This is a genomic window from Afipia sp. Root123D2 (genome assembly GCF_001425835.1).
In the GTDB taxonomy this organism is placed as follows: Bacteria; Pseudomonadota; Alphaproteobacteria; order Rhizobiales; family Xanthobacteraceae; genus Afipia.
Genome location: NZ_LMDP01000004.1, coordinates 90790 through 107914 on the forward strand (window position 1 = coordinate 90790; position 17125 = coordinate 107914).

Below are 17125 nucleotides of genomic sequence, written 5' to 3' on the forward strand. Positions count from 1 at the left end.
GTCACGCTCCCAGCCAGCGGGACAGACGCGGCGGCGCCAGCATGCGGATCGCCAGCAGCGCCGCGACGCTGATGACCGCCGTTACCATGAACGTAATCGCAAAATCGGCAACCGGGCCAAGCTCTCGCAATCCGGCGTGATCGCGCAGGATCATGATGACGAAGATGTGCCAGAGATAGATGAAGTAGCTGCCCGACCCGATGGCGGCGAGGAAAGGGAGTCTGATCGGCAGGGCAAAGAGCAGCGTGCTGAACAGAGCCGCGTAACCGAAGAAGGCCACCGAGTCGTAATCGGCGGCATCGCCGGTGTCGCTCAGCCGGATCGTGGCATAAATGACGTAGGTCACACCCGCCGCACCGGCGAGCAGCGTTCGCATGTCGCGGACCGCCAGCCCGATGTCCGATATCGCGAGCAGTGCGCCTAGCGCCGCGAAGCCGAACCAGAACGGAATGTCGCGCAGCCGCGCTTCCTGAATGAGCGAGTCCGAATAGCCGAGGTGCTGCATCAGCGGATCGAGATAGCTTCCGACGATCAGCCCGAGCCCGATCGACATCGCCAGCAGCACGGCGAGCCGCTGTCGCGTCTCAGGCGCGCCGATTTCGGCCAGCCGGAACACCAGCCACAGCGCGACGGTGCAGCCGATATAGACGAACACATAATAGTAGACGAACACATAGGCGAGAACGAACCGCGCGACGGTGGTGGTCACGCGGTGATCCATCGCCGGGTTATGCAGCGCCATGTAGATGTAAGCGGCGACGAATGCGATCGCATACGGAATCAGCGCCATCCTGATGCGCTTGGCGAGCGGAACACGGCCCGCGCGCGCCGTGAGGTAGCCGGTCGCGAACAGAAACACCGGGACGGAGGGCCGCAGCGCCGCATCCACCAGAGTTTCCCATGCCGGCAGAAGCGGCTGCGGCAGCGCATGAATGCCGATCACCATCAGGATGGCGATGCCGCGCATGGTGTCGATGCCGGTATCGCGGCCGACGACCTGAGATTCGGAATCGCGGTCCAGCGTGCGCGCGCCGGACATCATTGCGCCCATCGCCGCCGGTTGCTGGACGGCGGCCGCGGTCACCGGCGCCGGGCGGTGCGTGTCGAAGGCGCGGTTGAGATAATTACGCAAGGGCGTCTCGAAAGGTGATGCGTTCAGCGGACGTTGCCGCGTTCGGTTCGATCCATTTTTGCCTGCCGGGGTGACAGGCGAGCCTGCTGCCGGGCCACCCGCGCGATCAGCTCGATCGCGGCGTCGCGGTCGGCCGCGGCCTGCGCGTTCCAGCGTGCGAGATTTTTCTGCCCCTCCATCACGCCTGCAGTGCGCCACCCGGCGCCGGACGCTGCCGCTGCGATCCGGGCCGCCGCCTCAGTGGGCTCGCCGGGATCGACAAAAATGCCGGAGCGGTCGAGCACCTCGTGGAAGATCGCGGCATCCGGCGCGATGACCGGAAGGCCGGCATATTGCGCCTCGAGCAACGGCAGCCCGAGTCCTTCCTCGTGGGACGTACAGATGAACATGTCGGCATCCTGCAGGATGCGGTTGACGCTTTCCGCCGGCTGATAGCCGTGCAGATGGACACCCGGAGTGGCCTTGAGGGTTTGCCAGTCGTTGCCCCAGCCCTCGCGTCCGACGATTTCGAGCGTGGCGTCGGGAAAGCCGCGCTGGCGCAAGGCGGTGAGGATACGCGCCGCCGCGACGAAGTTCTTGCGCGGCTCCACGGTGCCGAGCGCGACCAGACGCAAGGAGCAGGTGGCTTCATCGCGTGCGGCGCGGGCGTCCGGCGACAGGCCGAAAACGTTGCGCACCTGCGGCCGGTACAGCGTGATCTCGGCGTCGGAGCGGCAATGCGCGGAAAGTTTTTGCCGTGTGTCGGCCGAGTTGGCGAAAAAACGCGGATAGTGCCGCACCGCGACCTTGAACGGTTCGGCCATATAGAGCCGCGCCTTGCGGCTGAGATCGGCGCGCCGCGTCAGCAGGAATACGTCGTGAATATAGGGTATCACGCGCGCGGCGAACGGGCGCAGCAGCGGGCTCGGCGGAAAACCGGGACACAACAGGATCGACGACGATGACGCGGCCAGCCGCGCCGGCAACCCGAATGTCTGGGTCGCCACCATGAGCCCGATGCCGCGCGATGTGACCGGGATCACGCCGAGAGGCGCGAGCGCCGCCGACGAGAACAATTCGTGGGTGATGCGCTCGAGGCCGGTGACGTGACGCCCGAGATGGGTGTGATCGACATAAATGGTCATGGATGCCCAACTCCCTGAGGCCGCCCTGGCGCGGATCGCACAGCGCGGCGCGGCGTCTGTGCCGCACGCGCCCGTTCCTGCGGCAGAAGCAACACGATGAGCGCAACGAATTGCGCCAACTGAATGTTCTTGGACGAGAAGCTGACCGAACTCGCCGCGATCACGAAGATCAGGAGAATGATCGCCCATACCGCCCGGTGCGATCGCCGCACGATCTCGGCGAACAGGCAAACCAACCCGATGGTGATCATCGCTGTGTGAAGGACGCCGAACTGCACGGCGCAGGAGATCCAGAAATTCTCGATGCCGTAGTTGAGGCCGAGCTGGGCCTGCAGCGCGTTAACCCGTGCGGGATCGGGACCGAGAAGAAGTTCGTGCCAGTCGAAATGCGACAGCAGGTTGAAGGTGGCGATGCGCGCCATCGCGCTGCCTTTGTCGGAGGAGAAGCGCAGCAGCATCTTGTCGAAGATGCCGAGGTCGAACGCGGCGAAGATCACGATGGCGCCTGCGAACAGCAGGCAGATGGTGGCGATGGCAGCGGGGAGCGTGGTCCGTCCGCCGCGCAACAAGTCCAGCATCCGGCTTGCCGCGATCGTGCCGAGAACCAGCAGCACGGTGACGAGAGCCGTGCGCCCGCCGAATACCATCAGCGAGGCGAGACAGAGAGCGAGAATCGGCAACCGCAACACCGCCGGCGGGATCAGCGAGGGGCGAAGGGCGAGCGCCATGACATAGGCCCCGACGATGCCGGATGCGGTGAGGGGATGTCCCAGCAGCGCCGACGACCGCCATTCCCCGAACACCACCACGCTGCCGAGCGTCAGCGGGATCAGGCGATGACCGGAAAAATACTCATAGTAGCCGATGACGACATTGAGAAGGATCAGCAGGTGAACCGCCCAGATGATCGGCGTCATCCGGGATTGCGGCAGCTGCCAGATCACGAGGCACAGGATCACCGGCAGCAGGAAGGTGTCGATGATGACGGTGAATGGCCGATCGAGGACGACCATCTGCACCGCGAGAAACGACCAGCACATCAGGTAGACCAGAATCAGTTTGTTCTCGACGAACAGCTTGTTGATCTGACCTATCGGATCGCCGCTGCGGAACAGCATCAATCCGAACGCCATCAGCGCGAGATAAGTCGCCGGGTGCAGTTTCTCGTAGAAGTTTCCGCCGGCGGTCAGATAGTGAACGTTCCAGTGGGTTAACATTCCCGAAGACAGCGCGAGCATCGACGCCACCGAAAGCGTCATCAACGCAATGATCATCCCGTCGAGCGAGACGCCGGCCGAAACCGCCGGAGCGTGCGGCATTCGCGGCGAGTGCGGCTGGCTCCAGCGCGGCGGAAGCCGGCCGCCGCCGTGGCGCGGTTGCCGCGTGCCGACGGGCAAGCCGCCGGCATGTCCCTTGACGGGAACCAGCGTCACGAGGCGGCTCCCTGGCCGAGGCTTGCGGTGCCGTACGGCTTCAGATAGGCCGAACTGCGATAGTAGTCGTAGAACCGCAGGCGGCTGAGATCGACTCGCGTCAGCACCGTTCCGAGAATCCGGTCATGCACCGGGCCGAGCAGACCGATGGTGTGTGTCAGCACCTCCTGCGGCGTCTGATCCCAGCCGACTGCGAGAACGATCCTGTCGGACAGTTCGGCGAGCGCGCGGCCATCGACCAGCGGCACGAGGGGCGGGGAATCGATAATGATCAGTTCGTAACGCTGGCGAAGGTGATCGAGGATATCGCCCATCTGTTCGGAGAACATCAGTTCGGTGATGATGTCGACGTTCTTCACCACGGGCGACGGCAGGATCGACAGCCCGGAGTTGCGATCGAAATGGACGGCGCGCTCCAGCGGCGCCACGCCGGTGGCGACTTCGAGCAGGCCGGCGTCGGCATGAGGGCAGAGCGCGCGCGTCAGCGCCGGATTGCGGAGATCGCCGTCGATCAGCAGCGTCTTGATGCCGAGGGTGGCGAGCGACAGCGCGAGATTCGACGCCAGAGTCGTCTTTCCCTCGCTGTCGAGTGACGACGTGACCAGGATCACCTTGATCGGCTGGATTCGCATGGTGCGTTGAATCGACAGCCGCACGGCGCGGATCGCCTCGGCGAAGAATGTGCCGGGCTCGTCGATGGCATAGCGCATCAATGGCGGCTGCAGCGAGGGCGGCAGCAACCGCACTGTTCTCGGGTCGTAGTGCTCAAGCTCGTTTCGTCCGCGCTTGGCGCGTCCGGCCAGTTCGCGTGCGCCGATCGCCGGCAGCGCTGCGAGCGCGGGAACGCCGGTGATATTCTCGGCCTGTTCGAGCGTTTTCACCCGGCGGTCGAGATAGTCGGCAAGAAAGGCGATCACGCAGCCGATGCCCAGCCCGAGCATCAGCGCGAGGCCGAGAATGAGCTTTGATTTCGGCGATGATGGCCGGATCGGAACGCTGGCCCGCGTCACCACGCGCGAGTCGGGCATCTCCAGGCTTTCCTGCGCGGTGGTTTCCTTGTAGCGGGCCAGATAGGATTCATAGAGCGTCCGGTTGGCTTCCGCCTCGCGTTGCAGTTCGTGCAGGCGCACCTGCGCCTGGCCCGACGTGCTCGAAACCCCCTGAAGCTGGTCGAAGCTCTGCTGCAGCGACGCCTCGCGCGATTTGGCAACGTCGTAATCGTGCTTGGTGCTTTCCAGCACGCGGCGGATTTCGTCGTTGATCAGGCGCTGGGTGTCCTTCAACTGGGCGCGGACATTGGCGACGAGCGGATGGCGCACGCCGTATTTGCTCGACAGGTCGGCCTCGTTCTTGGCGATGTCGGCGTACTGGGCGCGCAATTTTGCGATCGTCTCCGATGACAGCGCGGCGTTGATGCCGCCGGGATCGCCGCCGGTTTTGGCCAGTTGCTGGACCTGATCGTATTTTGCCTTCGCCTCGGCGGTCTGCACGCGGGCGGCGATGATCTTGTTGTTGAGATCGGTGATCTGCTGATCGTTGACCGTGACGCCCTGCGACACCGCGAGGTTGTTCGCCGAGCGGAAATCCTCGACCGCTCGTTCCGATGAGACGACGCGCGACTTCAATCCGTCGATCTGGCTGTTGAGCCAGTTGGCGGCGATTCGCGTGGCGTCCGATTTGGCGCGGACCTGCTCCTCGAAATATCCTTCGGCGATGGCGTTGGCGATCGTTGCCGCCTTCTTCGGTTCTTCCGAACTGACATTGATGTCGACAAGGAAGGTCGTGCCCTGGCGCGTCACCTTCATGCGCCGTTGCAGGATATCCACCGAATTGGCCGTCGCGGCGTCCTCGGGGCTGGCGCCATCGGCCGGAGGGCTGCTTCGGAACAGGCGCTTGATCGGATCGAGCAGGCCGGGTTCGGGCGAGAACTCGGGATCGCTGGTGAGTTTCAGTTTTTCGACGACGCGCTGGAGAATCGCCACCGACTGGATCAGCAGCGTCTGGCTTTCGATGGTGGCATCGTCCGTGCCGAAATTGGACAGCACGGTCTGCGTGGTATCGACCACATTGGCGCGGCGCGGATCGACCAGCACCGTGGAGGTCGCTGTATATAATGTGTCGGCCGCCATCACATAGATCAGGGCGAGCGCGACCAGCGCCGCCGGCGCCACGGCGGCGATCTTCCAGCGCCGGAGCAAGATTCGCGCCATCTCCCGCAGGTCGACGGTCGGTTGCGACCAGCGGCCGACCGCCGTGCCGGTGTGTTCGTCCGCAGGCGGGTGATCGTAGTCAGAACTGCGCTGTAACATTGATTCCAACCTGGTGTTTGTCGAAGCTGAAGGTGGGAATGTCGCTGTTGCGCTCGGTGTAGCGGTGGTACAGCGAAATCGCGCCATGTCGGTTCAGCAGATATTTGATCCGCGAGTCGGCGGTGAGGACCTTGTCGTTGCGCGCCTGGCCGAAAAACTTGTCGCGCTCATAGCCGCCGGCCACCGAGAGGACGACGTTGCGGCGCAGTTCGTAGTCTGCGCCGAGTTGCAGCGCATTGGCCTGCACGCCGGTCGAACTGGTGTCCGACGTTTGGGTGACGATCTGCTCGGCCCGGAAATGAACGTCCAGCAGCCGGGTGGGGCGCCACATCAGCATCGCGCGATACGCCGGCCCCTCGATGGTGCCGATCGTCGAATCGTCGAAACTTTGCCGCGCATAGCCGAAGCCGATCTCGCCGGTGATGAGATTGGTCAAAGCAACCGTGACGCCGGACAGCGCGCGATAGCCCTGCGAGTCGAGCGTGCGGCCCGGTGTTCCCCTGATTTCGCGCTGGTTGCCTTCGACGCCGGTGAACCAGCCCAGTTTGGGCGAGAACGCATAATCGAGGCGGCCGTGAACCGTGTAGATCTGGCCGTCGCGGGCGTCCTGATTGATGATCGAGCCGTTCTGGGCGCGGGCCGAGCCGAAATCATATGCGTCGACGCCCATGCCGAAGGACGCGGCAAGGCGGTTGAACTCCTTGCGCACCGTGATGTCGCCCGACAGCAGGTCATAGGGCGTCGGCGAGATCGCATTGACCGGCGAACTCAGCGTTCCGACGCCTTCGTTCAGATGCGACGCCTGAAAACTGGTGAGCACCTTGAGATCATGCGCGATGTCGTACCAGGCGCTGCCCTTGAGGCCGTAGTTCGTCTGGTTGAGACTCGAGTTCTCATTATAGATGGTGGACTGCGCGCTCAGTTTCAAATCGATGCCGTGCCGTTCCCACAGCGTATGGGCGCGCAGGCTCGGCGCGACGATAGCGGCAAAGTCCGACCGCTTCATGGTGTTGGACGAAAAGACGTTGCTGTCGAATCGCATGCCGGACATCAACGACGGGTTGAACATCCACGAACCGGCGCGGATGCCAACGGGCTCATATCCGGGCTGTTGTCGTGTTTTCACCGGCATGTCCTCGGGTTGAATACCGTCGCTGTTGTCGGGATCGTCCAGTTGCGGCAGCGGTGTCGGCTCGAAGACCTGCTGCGCGTTCCAGGGCGGCGCAGTCAGTTCGTTATCGGTCGGAATCACCTGCGCGAACGAAGGTGATGTCGCGCCGATGACGACGACGATCACCGGCCATGGCGCTAACCTCCGTGCGATCTCGCCTGCGTTGCGGCGGGATCTCAGTCGGCGCTCCTCGACCGCGTTCAGAACAGAATACGCAAATACACATTTCATCGCTCGTCCCGCGCGGGATGTATTGACGGCTGGCGAAAGCGGGCTTCGTTCCAACTCTCGGCATGGTCCGGAAAGCATCCTGCTTCACCTGCGGGGCAGGTGGAGTTGATCTCATTCACGTGGTCAGAGTCTGGTCATCGTATCTCCGTTCCCGCGGTTGTCGCTTGCAAGGGAACGTGCGTTCCCTTGAATCGTTCGGCGTTGCAAAAAAATATTACGCAGTGCAAAGGGACGACACTGTGGCGAGAGGCTCGCGCACATGCACAATTCGAGGACGATGAAACGAGATGAAGTATTGCTGCTGAAAAAACGTCAGAAGTAGCGTTCGGGAATCCGGATGTTGTCGCCGGGTAACACCAGAACAGGTGCATCCATCGGATAGACTTCTTCCACGGTGCTGCCGGATCGCCGCAGAAACACCTTTCCTTCATTCGCGCGATAGGTGAATCCGCCTGCGCTGGCGACAGCATCGAGCACGGTGAGGCCTGATTTATAAGGGTATTCGCCGCTCTTCTTGATTTCGCCGAGAATGTAATAGGGCCGATAAAGCGCGATCTCGACATTCACCCGCGGATCTCGCACGATTCCCTTCGACAGCGCCGCTGCGATGGCGCGCTCGAGTTGTCGCGTCGTCAGTCCGCCGGCCTTGACGTGACCGGCGAGTGGAATCGAGACCGATCCGTTGCCGTCGACTTCATATTCGCCGGTGATGTCCGGTTCGCCATAAACCTTAACGCGCACGCGATCGCTCGGCCCCAGAAGATAAGTGCGCGAAACAGAACCCGTTGATACGTGTGTCTGCTGCGCAGAAGCCGGTGTCAGCGATCCAGTGGACACGGACATGGCAATTGCAAAAAAAACGGGCAGGCCCGCAAAACGAAAACACGATTGCAGCATCAGATTCATCTCACGCAGTATGGAGCTTCACGCAGTATGGAGTTCGGCACGGATGATCTGTCGATCCGCGCCGTTTCTCGACGGCCGGGATGATACGCGGCTAAAAGCGGCGAAAGCATGTAAGACCTGTTCCAAATTGTCCGGAACAAGTTCCCTCACAGCACCATGATGTCCGCGTTTTCGATTGCGATCGTAGTTAACACGCCCGAGCGCCACGCGCCGGTATCGATGTTGATGCGGTTGTCGCGAAAGTCGGTATGCTCGACGGGTGTGTGGCCGTGAATGACGATTTTCCCGTGATTATAAGTAGAGTCGAGGAACTCATCGCGAATCCATAACAGGTCCTCGGTGTCCTGCTGCTCCATCGGAACTCCAGGCCGGATTCCGGCGTGAACAAAAAGAAAATCGCCGCAGCTGAAACTGTTACGCAAACATTGCAGAAACAATTCGTGAGTGCGCGGAAACACCTCACGGAGCGCGTGCTGCAGCGACACGGTCGTGAGTGGGGTGTGATTCGGATTTATGGAAACGCCGTAGGAGGCGAGCGTCTGCATGGCGCCGACATGCGCCCATTGCCGGATGGCTTCCGGGTCGTGAAGGAATATTTCGAGCAATTGCTCGTGGTTGCCCCGCAGGCAAATCGCATGCCGTCGGACGAGACGAACCGCGAGCTGGTCGATCACGCCTTTCGAATCCGGGCCGCGGTCGATGTAATCGCCGAGATAGACCTCGACGGAATGGCGGATCGGCCGTCTGCGAAGATCGTCATCGATGCGGGCAATGGTTTCGGCCAGCAGATCCGAGCGGCCGTGAATGTCGCCGACCGCATAAATCCGTGTCTCGGGCGGCGTCGATGCCGGTTCCGATCGGGAGTGACCGCCGATCTCTCGCCGCATTTGTTAATGGCCTGACTATGATTCAGTGACAGAAGAGGCGCAGAAACGCACGCCACTCGTTCAATAACGCGACGATCTAGAAGAAAACGAGGCGGATCACCACAATGATGGCGACCCACGCCAGAAAGTTGGCCAGGATCAGCCGACTTCGCAACCGGCGACCGGAGTCATCGGCAGGACATTGCGGCGGGATGTTCGCATGCTCAGCGATCATCGTCGGCTCCGCGGTGGAACTCCGGCGCGGCGCGCGAGCGCTGTCATCCGGGAGCGTTTCTGCTTTCTGCAGTTTGACAATCATATGGGACTCTCTGCGGCGACAGTGCCGTGCCCGGTTAAGAGTCTCGAATCAGAAAATCTTTCTGCACTTGAAAGCGCTTTTAAAATTTTTGACGTCACGAGCAATTTGGCCTGATTCGATTGTCGCGCCTGCCGCGCGACAACTCAAGCTAAACGTACATTTTCTCTACAGGATTGGGCCGCAGTGTCATTTTAGGGTCACGTTTCTCGTTGTTATCGCGGTTATCGCGACGACGTTGTCGTAGGCGACGTTTCGACGCTGCCCTGTGTGCATGGCTGCGTCCAGAAAACTGCAGCTTAAATTTTCAGCGCCTCCACATAAGCGCCTTCGCTCACAGCAAAATTTGCGCGCCGCACAAAAGACTCACCACTCCTCGCCACTGATGTGCGCGAACTTTCCGTTTTCCCGCCCCACTTCTTCCAAACATTTAGGAATACTTCAGCGCCGAAGCATTCGCCTTTCGCTGATGCGATCTGAATTCTCGCACGTGCGAGATTTCAGGTTTCGAGGTCAGGCGGGAATCTCGCTTGAGAGGTGCGTTGAGTTTCATTTTGTTGCGGCGTCTCGCGACGCGCAGGCAGAAAGTACGTATACGATGGCCTCTACAATCACAGCTCGTCTTTCCCAGGATAACGTCACTCCGCTGTGGAAGGAGCGGCAGTTTATTTCGGTGCGCCCTGTCGAATATGCCAGCGGCAGCAGCGCTTATCGCAGCCGGCATCCCGTGCGCAGGGCGCGCAGCGAACCTGCGTTGTCGTTCGGCAAGCGTGTCTTCGATATTGTGGCAGCGAGCGCCGCGCTGTTGTTCTTCACGCCAGTATTCGTTGCAGCGGCGATAGCCATCAAGGCGACATCGCGCGGCCCGGTGTTCTTCCGGCAGTATCGCTACGGCTATCGGAACAAGCTGTTCCGGATTTACAAATTCCGCTCGATGAATACGGAACTCGGCGACAAATCTGGTGTGCAGCAGACCGTGGCTGGAGATTCACGAATCACGCCGGTCGGCCGGATTCTGCGCAAGACCAGCCTCGACGAACTTCCCCAGCTCATCAACGTCATCAAGGGTGACATGTCGCTGGTCGGGCCGCGGCCGCATGTGCCGGGAATGCTCGCCGCGAATACGCTCTATGAAGATCTGGTTCCGTACTACTTCCAGCGTCACATCGCGCGCCCCGGCATCACCGGGCTCGCTCAGGTGAGCGGATGCAGGGGCAGCACGGCGGAATACAGCCGCGCGGTTGAGCGGATCGATCACGATCTCGACTATATCGAGAAATGGTCGCTGCGCATGGATCTGGTGATCATCGCACGGACCGTGCGCCGTGAATTCCTGTCCGGCAGCGCCGTCTGACTTTCATATTTCTTGATCCTTTTCCAAATCATGAACGCAAGGGGACGCAACGATGCCTCACGGCCGTATTACACCTGTTCTTCTGTCGGGCGGCAGCGGCTCGCGGCTGTGGCCGCTGTCGCGGGAAACCTATCCCAAGCAGCTTCTGTCCTTGCTCGGTGAAAAAACCATGCTGCAGCAGACGGCGCTGCGGGTCGGCGATCCCGCAGTGTTCGGCGATCCGATCGTGGTCGCGAATACCGAGCACCGCTTCGCCATCGCCGAGCAGTTGCGCGCGGTCGGCGTCGATCAGCCCGCCATGGTGCTCGAACCGTTCGGCCGCAACACGGCGCCGGCGGTTGCGATCGCGGCGCTGATCGCCAGCGAAGCCGATCCGGATGCCATTATACTTGTGATGCCGGTGGATCACTGGGTGCGCGATGCCGCCGCATTCGGCGCCGCGATGGTGGCGGGACTGGCGGCCGCGCGGCAGGGAAAGTTCGTGCTGTTCGGCGTGCGGCCGACATCGCCGGCCACCGGCTTCGGCTATATCCGTGTCGGTGACAAGCTGCCCGCGGCGTCCGGCATCCATGCGGTCGCGGGTTTTACGGAAAAGCCGACGCTGCAGACAGCGGAAAAGTTTCTCGCCGCCAAAGATCATCTGTGGAACAGCGGCATCTTCCTGCTTCCGGCGCGGCAGTTCATCGAGGAGTTGTCGCGGCTTGCGCCCGAGGTGCTCGCGGCAAGCAGGGCGGCGCTGGCGGATGCGGCGCGCGATCTCGATTTCCTGCGTCTCGATGAGGCTGCTTTCAAAAACTGTCCCGCGATCTCCATCGATCATGCGGTGATGGAGAAAACCGCCTCGGCGGCCGTTCTGCCGGTCGCGTTCGACTGGAGCGATGTCGGAAGCTGGTCGGCGCTGTGGAAGATGGCCGACAAGGACGATGACGGCAATGTCGCGATCGGCGACGTGGTGATGGAAGATGCCACCGGCTGCTATGTCCGCGGTGAGGGGCCGCTGGTCGCGGCGATCGGCGTTGAAGACCTGATCATCACCGCGACACCCGATGTGGTGCTTGTTTCCACCAAGGATCGCGATCAGGATGTCAGCAAGGTCGTCAGCAAGCTCAAGGCCAACGGCCATCGCTCGGCGACGCAGACCCAGTGCGTCCATCGCCCGTGGGGCTATTATCAGTCGATCCACGCGGGCGACCGTTTCCAGGTCAAGCGGATCACCGTCAATCCCGGCGCCAAGCTGTCGCTGCAGAAGCATTTCCATCGCGCCGAGCATTGGGTGGTCGTCAACGGCACCGCCATCGTGACTCGCGACGATGAGGAAATCCTGCTGCGCGAGAACGAGTCCGTGTTCGTTCCGCTCGGCTGCATGCACCGCCTGGAGAATCCGGGGAAGGTGCCGCTCAACCTGATCGAGGTGCAGTCCGGCCCTTATCTCGGTGAGGACGACATCGTCCGCATCGAGGACGTCTACCACCGGATCTGACGCCAATCCCGAATCCGGCGCCGGGCGGCACAAGCGGCCCGGGCGGATCAATTTTGCCAACCACAGAAGGATATCCGCAATGAATGCGATCCAGCAGACGAAAGGTCTGGTCAAGGAAGCGTTTCCTTCGCTGTGGCTGCGTTGGCATTTCATGCGCCGTCCGAAGTCGGCGGAAGTCGAGTTGTCATTCCTGAAGAACATCGTGCCGGAAGGCGCCACCACCATTGATGTCGGCGCGAATTGCGGGCTTTACACCCGCGAACTGGCGCGGCTGTCGCAAAGCGTTCATGCTTTCGAGCCGTCGCACGCGATGGCGAAGCTGCTGCGCCAGACATCGGCGCCGAATGTCGCGGTTCACGAAATCGCGCTGTCCGATCGCAACGGCGAGGCCGCCCTGCTCGTGCCGCAGGGCAATGCCGGGCCGGTGCATGGGCTGGCCTCGATCGAGCCGCAGGCCGATCTCCTGGCCCGGGACTGCGTGGTGACGAACGTTCCGACCGCGCGGCTCGATGCGGTGATGCAGCAGGATGTCGCCTTCGTGAAGATCGATGTCGAGGGCCACGAGCTGAGCGTGCTCAACGGCGCGGTCGGGCTTCTCGAGCGCAGTCATCCGGTTTTTCTGGTCGAGGCGGAGGACCGGCACCGCGAACAGGCGACGGCATCCGTGTTCGACTTCTTCCGCGAGCGCGGCTATAGCGGCTTTTTCATCGACGATGGCGACGCGCTGCCGGTGAATGAATTCGACGCCGGAATCTTCCAGGATCCGGATTCGCTGTTGCCCAACGGCGGCCGCAAAAGCGGGCGTTCCTACATCAACAATTTCTTCTTCTTCCCGCCTGAGCGGGACGGCATGTTGATGCTCAACGGCTAGGCGGTACGCTCTGCGAGAAGGCGAGGGGCGTTCATTCGCGCAGCGCCGGCACGACGAGGAACGGAATCATTCCGATGATGACGCTGATCAGCGCGAACAGCATCAGGGCGTCGTAGTTGCCGGTGATGTCGTGGATCAGGCCGCCGCTCCACGAGCCGAACGCCGACCCGAGACCGCTGCCGATCACGATGGTGCCGTAGATGGTGCCGACGCGCTCGCCGCGGAAAATCTTCATGGCCGTTGCCGTGATCAGCGGGCCGCGCGAGCCGATCATGCTGCCGAAACAGATGACGAATCCGGTTAGCAGCCAGATGTTCGGATACGATTTCAAAAGCCAGAGCATCACCATGCCGATGATGGATACGGCATAGCTGAACAGCACCGACCGCCGCCGTCCGATCAGCCCGTCGAGCCAGGTCACCGACAGCATGCCCACCACCAGTACGACCCCGCTGAAGCCCCACGCGGTTGCGGCGAGAATCGGGCGGAACCCGGCATCGACAAGATAGGCGACGACCTGCGCCGAAACGGCGAACATCCCGACCGCGGTGAAGAAGAACGTCGAGAACAACGCCCAGAAGGCGTGATGGCGCATGGCGCGTAGCAGCGTCCAGCCTTCGTCAATAATGTCTGACGTCGCGGTCTTGGCCAGACTGGGCGAGCCGGCCGCGAGAACACGCCACGGCAGCAGGATCAGGGGGATCAGCAGGAAAAGCACCGCGCCGCCGAAGGTCTGGTAAGCGCCGCGCCAGCCGAACCGCTCGATCAAGACTTGCGATAGCGGCAACAGCAGCAGAACGCCGGCGCCGGTCGCGGAATAGACCACGGCCATCGCCGTCGGCAGCCGAGGCCCGAACCAGCGGCCGAGCAGGATCGAGTTCGGCACATTGCCGATGAAGGCAATGCCGAATCCGACGCACAGGCCGAGGCTGAGCTGGAACTGCCACAAATATTGCGCCTGGGAGGCGACAAGGAACGCGCCGCCCAGGAGCATCAGCCCGAGGGCGAACACGACTCGTGGTCCGGAGCGATCGAACAGCCGGCCGATAAAGGGTGAGGCGAGCCCGCCGGCGAGCGCCGCCAGCGAATAGATCGAAATGACCTCGGCGCGGTCCCAGCCGAAGGTTTGCGAAATCGGCAGCAGGAAGACTGTGAAGCTTTCCCCCAGCCCGCGCCCGAGGACCGAAAGCCCGAAACACATTGTCAGGACGGCGATTGCCGTCCGCGCCGGATCGGGCGAGGGTCTCACCCCGCTGTCGATTGCACTTTCCTGTTCCATACACTCATGGAGCCTAATCCATGGCCGATGAGCAGTAGCAGTTTGGGAATGTGCCTATGCTTCACGCGCCATGCGCACAACCGGGGATGCGGTGCCGGCCCGGAAGGCCCGCATACCGGCATATATAATGTCACCGATATTCCGGGATGGCTGGCACCGGTCTCGCGCGATCGCGGGCCGCGGGCGGCCGGCTTGTTGCACCGCCACATTACATCCCCGAAAGGTTAGGCCGATGCTGGCCTCGTATAGCGATCAGTTTCAAACAATACATCGTGGAGCGATGCAGTCGTATCGGGCAAGATTTTCGTCTGCACTTTATTTAGCTATCGATCGCGCACAAAGCGTCGCGGTTTCTCTTGCCGAGTTTGCAAGTCGGGTTACAATCCTCGCCATAAGCCGACCACAAGGCTTTAAAAAATAAAACCTGGGAGGACAATCATGCCAAAACAAGCATCATACACATTGAGGGCGTTACTCGGCGCGACTGCCATTGGTTTTTCAATGGCTGCGGCAGGGCAGGCGCTTGCCGCCGATCCCATCAAGATCGGTGTCATCGCCGAAGCTCAGGCGATCGCCGGTGCATCGATTCCCCAGGCTGCCCAGATGGCGGCCGAGGAAATCAATGCGAAGGGCGGCGTCGACGGGCGCAAGATCGAAATCGTCACCTACGACAACCACAGCTCCTCGGCGGATTCGGTTCGTGCCTTCCAGCGCGCGGTCAACGAGGACAAGGTCAACGCGGTGATCGCCAGCTACATCAGCGAAGTGGTGCTGGCGCTGGAGCCGTGGGCCTCGCGCCTGAAAACCCCGTTCGTCACACCCGGTGCTGCGTCGAACGAGATCAGCAAGGCGGTCCACAAGGACTATGAGAAGAACAAGTATACCTTCCATGGCTATCTGACGTCGGCCGCTCTGGCGCTGTCGGTGTGCGATGCCGCCAAGGAACTGCTGGTCGAAGGCAAGAAGATGAAGACCGCGGTCATCATGAGCGAGGACGCGGCGTGGACCAAGCCGCTCGATGTCAGTTACCAGGAATGCCTGCCGAAAATCGGGCTGAAGGTGCTCGATCACATCCGCTTCTCGCCGGACACCACGGACTTCACGCCGATCTTCAACAAGATCGAAAGCTCCAAGCCCGACGTGATCATCACCGGCATTTCCCATGTCGGTACGCAGCCGACGGTGCAGTGGAAGAACCAGCAGGTGCCGATTCCGATGTTCGGAATCTCGTCGCAGGCCACCAACAGCACCTTCGGCAAGGACACCAACAACGCGTCCGACGGCGTACTCTATCAGGGCGTGTCCGGCCCGGACGTGGCGGTGACGCCCAAGTCGCTGCCGTTCGCCGAAGGCTTCAAGAAGAAATTCGGCAACTATCCGTCCTATGCCGGCTACACGGCGTATGACGAAGTCTACTACATCGCCGATGCCGTGAAGCGGGCAGGCTCCACGGATGCCGACAAGCTGGTCGCGGCGCTGGAAAAGACCGATTGGGAAGGCACCATCGGCCGTGTCCAGTTCTACGGCAAGAGCGACGAGTTCACCCACTCGATCAAGTACGGCAAGGGCCTCATCACCGGCGTGATGATGCAGTGGCAGGACGGCAAGCAGGTCAGTGTGTGGCCGAAAGAGGTTGCCAAAGGGCAGTTGAAGTTCCCAAGCTTCATCAAGGTCACGAACTGAAATCCGCGCAACAACGCTCCCGGCCCTGTCCGGGAGCGTTTTCGCATCGGTCGTTCCTCAAACGAGACGGCATAAGCCGCCGCGGTGTCCCTGAATGCTCTTTCTTCAAATCCTGATCGATGGCTTCGCCATTAGTTCGCTGTATGCCCTGGGTGCAACCGGCTTCACTCTGATCTTCGGGGTCTCCGGTGTTCTTAATCTCTCGCACGGCGCCATCATGGTGTCGGCGGCGGTCGCCGCGTGGGCGGCGTCGGGCATACTCAATCTCAATACCTATGCGGGCGCCATGGTGGGCGTGGCAACGGCGCTCGTCGCGGCGCTCGCCACCTACTTCGTGGTGGTTCTGCCGATCCAGAAATCCCGCCGTATCCCGACGGAAGAGAAGGAGATTTTCGTCCTGACGGCGACGCTCCTGTGGGGGATCATGCTGCAGGAGCTGATCGCCTACTTCTTCACCAACAACGCCAAGACGGTGCTGCCGATCGTCGATGGCGTCGTCGAGATTCTCGGGGTGCGGACGCCGCGCAACGAGATCTTCACGGCGGCGGTGTGCTGCATCGTCATCGGGCTGCTGTGGCTGCTGGTGAACAAGACCAAGACCGGCAAGGCGGTGCTGGCGGCATCGATGAACCCGCGCGGCGTCACGCTGCTCGGGCTCGAACTCAACAACATCTATATCGCGGTGTGGGTAATCTACGGTGTTCTGGCCGGCATCGCCGGCGTCCTGCTCGGCATGTTCCTCGGCGTTTCGTCCTACAGTGTCGGACCCCTGACCGCGAGCGCGTTCTCGATCGTGGTGCTGGGCGGTCTCGGCAGCGTATCGGGATCGCTGATCGCCGCATTTGTGGTCGGATACCTCGAGACCTTCACCGCCTACATGATATCGCCGGCCTACCGCTCCATTCCTGCGCTGCTTCTTCTGGTGGCGGTCATGTACATCCGGCCGCAAGGCCTGCTCGGAAGGAGATGA

Annotated in this window: 14 protein-coding genes; 5 read left to right on the forward strand and 9 right to left on the reverse strand. The window is 61.8% G+C overall.

The genetic code is table 11. The features are described from left to right. Position 1 precedes the first annotated feature (1 nt). From ASC80_RS20065 to ASC80_RS20100, 8 genes are all read right to left on the reverse strand, one after another. Positions 2 to 1132, reverse strand: coding sequence for an acyltransferase family protein (locus ASC80_RS20065; RefSeq protein ID WP_244487326.1), 1131 nt, complete (start codon positions 1130 to 1132; stop codon positions 2 to 4). Positions 1133 to 1155: 23 nt separating this feature from the next. Then, positions 1156 to 2256: a glycosyltransferase gene (locus tag ASC80_RS20070; protein WP_056301306.1), complete on the reverse strand. Its 1101-nt coding sequence runs from the start codon at positions 2254 to 2256 to the stop codon at positions 1156 to 1158. Continuing rightward, entirely contained in the window at positions 2253 to 3689 is a 1437-nt protein-coding gene (locus ASC80_RS20075) for a VpsF family polysaccharide biosynthesis protein (protein ID WP_056301307.1), read from the reverse strand. Before ASC80_RS20075 ends, ASC80_RS20070 begins: the two co-directional genes overlap by 4 nt. Continuing rightward, positions 3686 to 5998 carry a GumC family protein gene (locus ASC80_RS20080; RefSeq protein ID WP_056301308.1) on the reverse strand — a complete coding sequence of 771 codons (2313 nt, stop codon included), beginning with the start codon at positions 5996 to 5998 and terminating at the stop codon, positions 3686 to 3688. The genes ASC80_RS20075 and ASC80_RS20080 overlap by 4 nt, the downstream gene beginning before the upstream one ends. Beyond that, a complete protein-coding gene (locus tag ASC80_RS20085) occupies positions 5979 to 7400 on the reverse strand; it encodes an outer membrane beta-barrel protein (protein WP_082512694.1) in 1422 nt (473 codons plus the stop codon). The genes ASC80_RS20080 and ASC80_RS20085 overlap by 20 nt, the downstream gene beginning before the upstream one ends. Positions 7401 to 7712: 312 nt before the next feature. Beyond that, positions 7713 to 8306 (reverse strand): polysaccharide biosynthesis/export family protein, encoded by a 594-nt coding sequence (locus tag ASC80_RS20090; RefSeq protein WP_349509675.1) that lies wholly within the window; start codon positions 8304 to 8306, stop codon positions 7713 to 7715. Between the two features lie 146 nt (positions 8307 to 8452). Further along, the gene (locus ASC80_RS20095; protein WP_056301309.1) at positions 8453 to 9193 is read right to left on the reverse strand and encodes a metallophosphoesterase family protein; all 741 of its coding nucleotides are present in this window, start codon (positions 9191 to 9193) and stop codon (positions 8453 to 8455) included. Positions 9194 to 9269: 76 nt separating this feature from the next. Further along, complete coding sequence (locus ASC80_RS20100; protein ID WP_056301311.1) at positions 9270 to 9491, reverse strand: hypothetical protein; 222 nt, start codon at positions 9489 to 9491, stop codon at positions 9270 to 9272. A gap of 595 nt (positions 9492 to 10086) precedes the next feature. Here ASC80_RS20100 and ASC80_RS20105 point away from each other — a divergent pair. The 3 genes from ASC80_RS20105 (at position 10087) to ASC80_RS20115 (ending at position 13193) form a co-directional block, all read left to right on the forward strand. Then, positions 10087 to 10842: a sugar transferase gene (locus ASC80_RS20105; RefSeq protein WP_056301314.1), complete on the forward strand. Its 756-nt coding sequence runs from the start codon at positions 10087 to 10089 to the stop codon at positions 10840 to 10842. A gap of 52 nt (positions 10843 to 10894) precedes the next feature. Next, complete coding sequence (locus ASC80_RS20110) at positions 10895 to 12322, forward strand: mannose-1-phosphate guanylyltransferase/mannose-6-phosphate isomerase (RefSeq protein ID WP_056301316.1); 1428 nt, start codon at positions 10895 to 10897, stop codon at positions 12320 to 12322. A gap of 79 nt (positions 12323 to 12401) precedes the next feature. Continuing rightward, complete coding sequence (locus ASC80_RS20115; RefSeq protein ID WP_056301318.1) at positions 12402 to 13193, forward strand: FkbM family methyltransferase; 792 nt, start codon at positions 12402 to 12404, stop codon at positions 13191 to 13193. A gap of 31 nt (positions 13194 to 13224) precedes the next feature. Here ASC80_RS20115 and ASC80_RS20120 read toward each other — a convergent pair whose 3' ends face one another. After that, positions 13225 to 14472: an MFS transporter gene (locus tag ASC80_RS20120; RefSeq protein WP_056301320.1), complete on the reverse strand. Its 1248-nt coding sequence runs from the start codon at positions 14470 to 14472 to the stop codon at positions 13225 to 13227. Positions 14473 to 14973: 501 nt separating this feature from the next. Here ASC80_RS20120 and ASC80_RS20125 point away from each other — a divergent pair. Beyond that, positions 14974 to 16155 carry an ABC transporter substrate-binding protein gene (locus ASC80_RS20125; RefSeq protein ID WP_244487334.1) on the forward strand — a complete coding sequence of 394 codons (1182 nt, stop codon included), beginning with the start codon at positions 14974 to 14976 and terminating at the stop codon, positions 16153 to 16155. A 94-nt stretch (positions 16156 to 16249) separates the two neighbouring features. After that, the gene (locus ASC80_RS20130) at positions 16250 to 17125 is read left to right on the forward strand and encodes a branched-chain amino acid ABC transporter permease (protein WP_056301323.1); all 876 of its coding nucleotides are present in this window, start codon (positions 16250 to 16252) and stop codon (positions 17123 to 17125) included.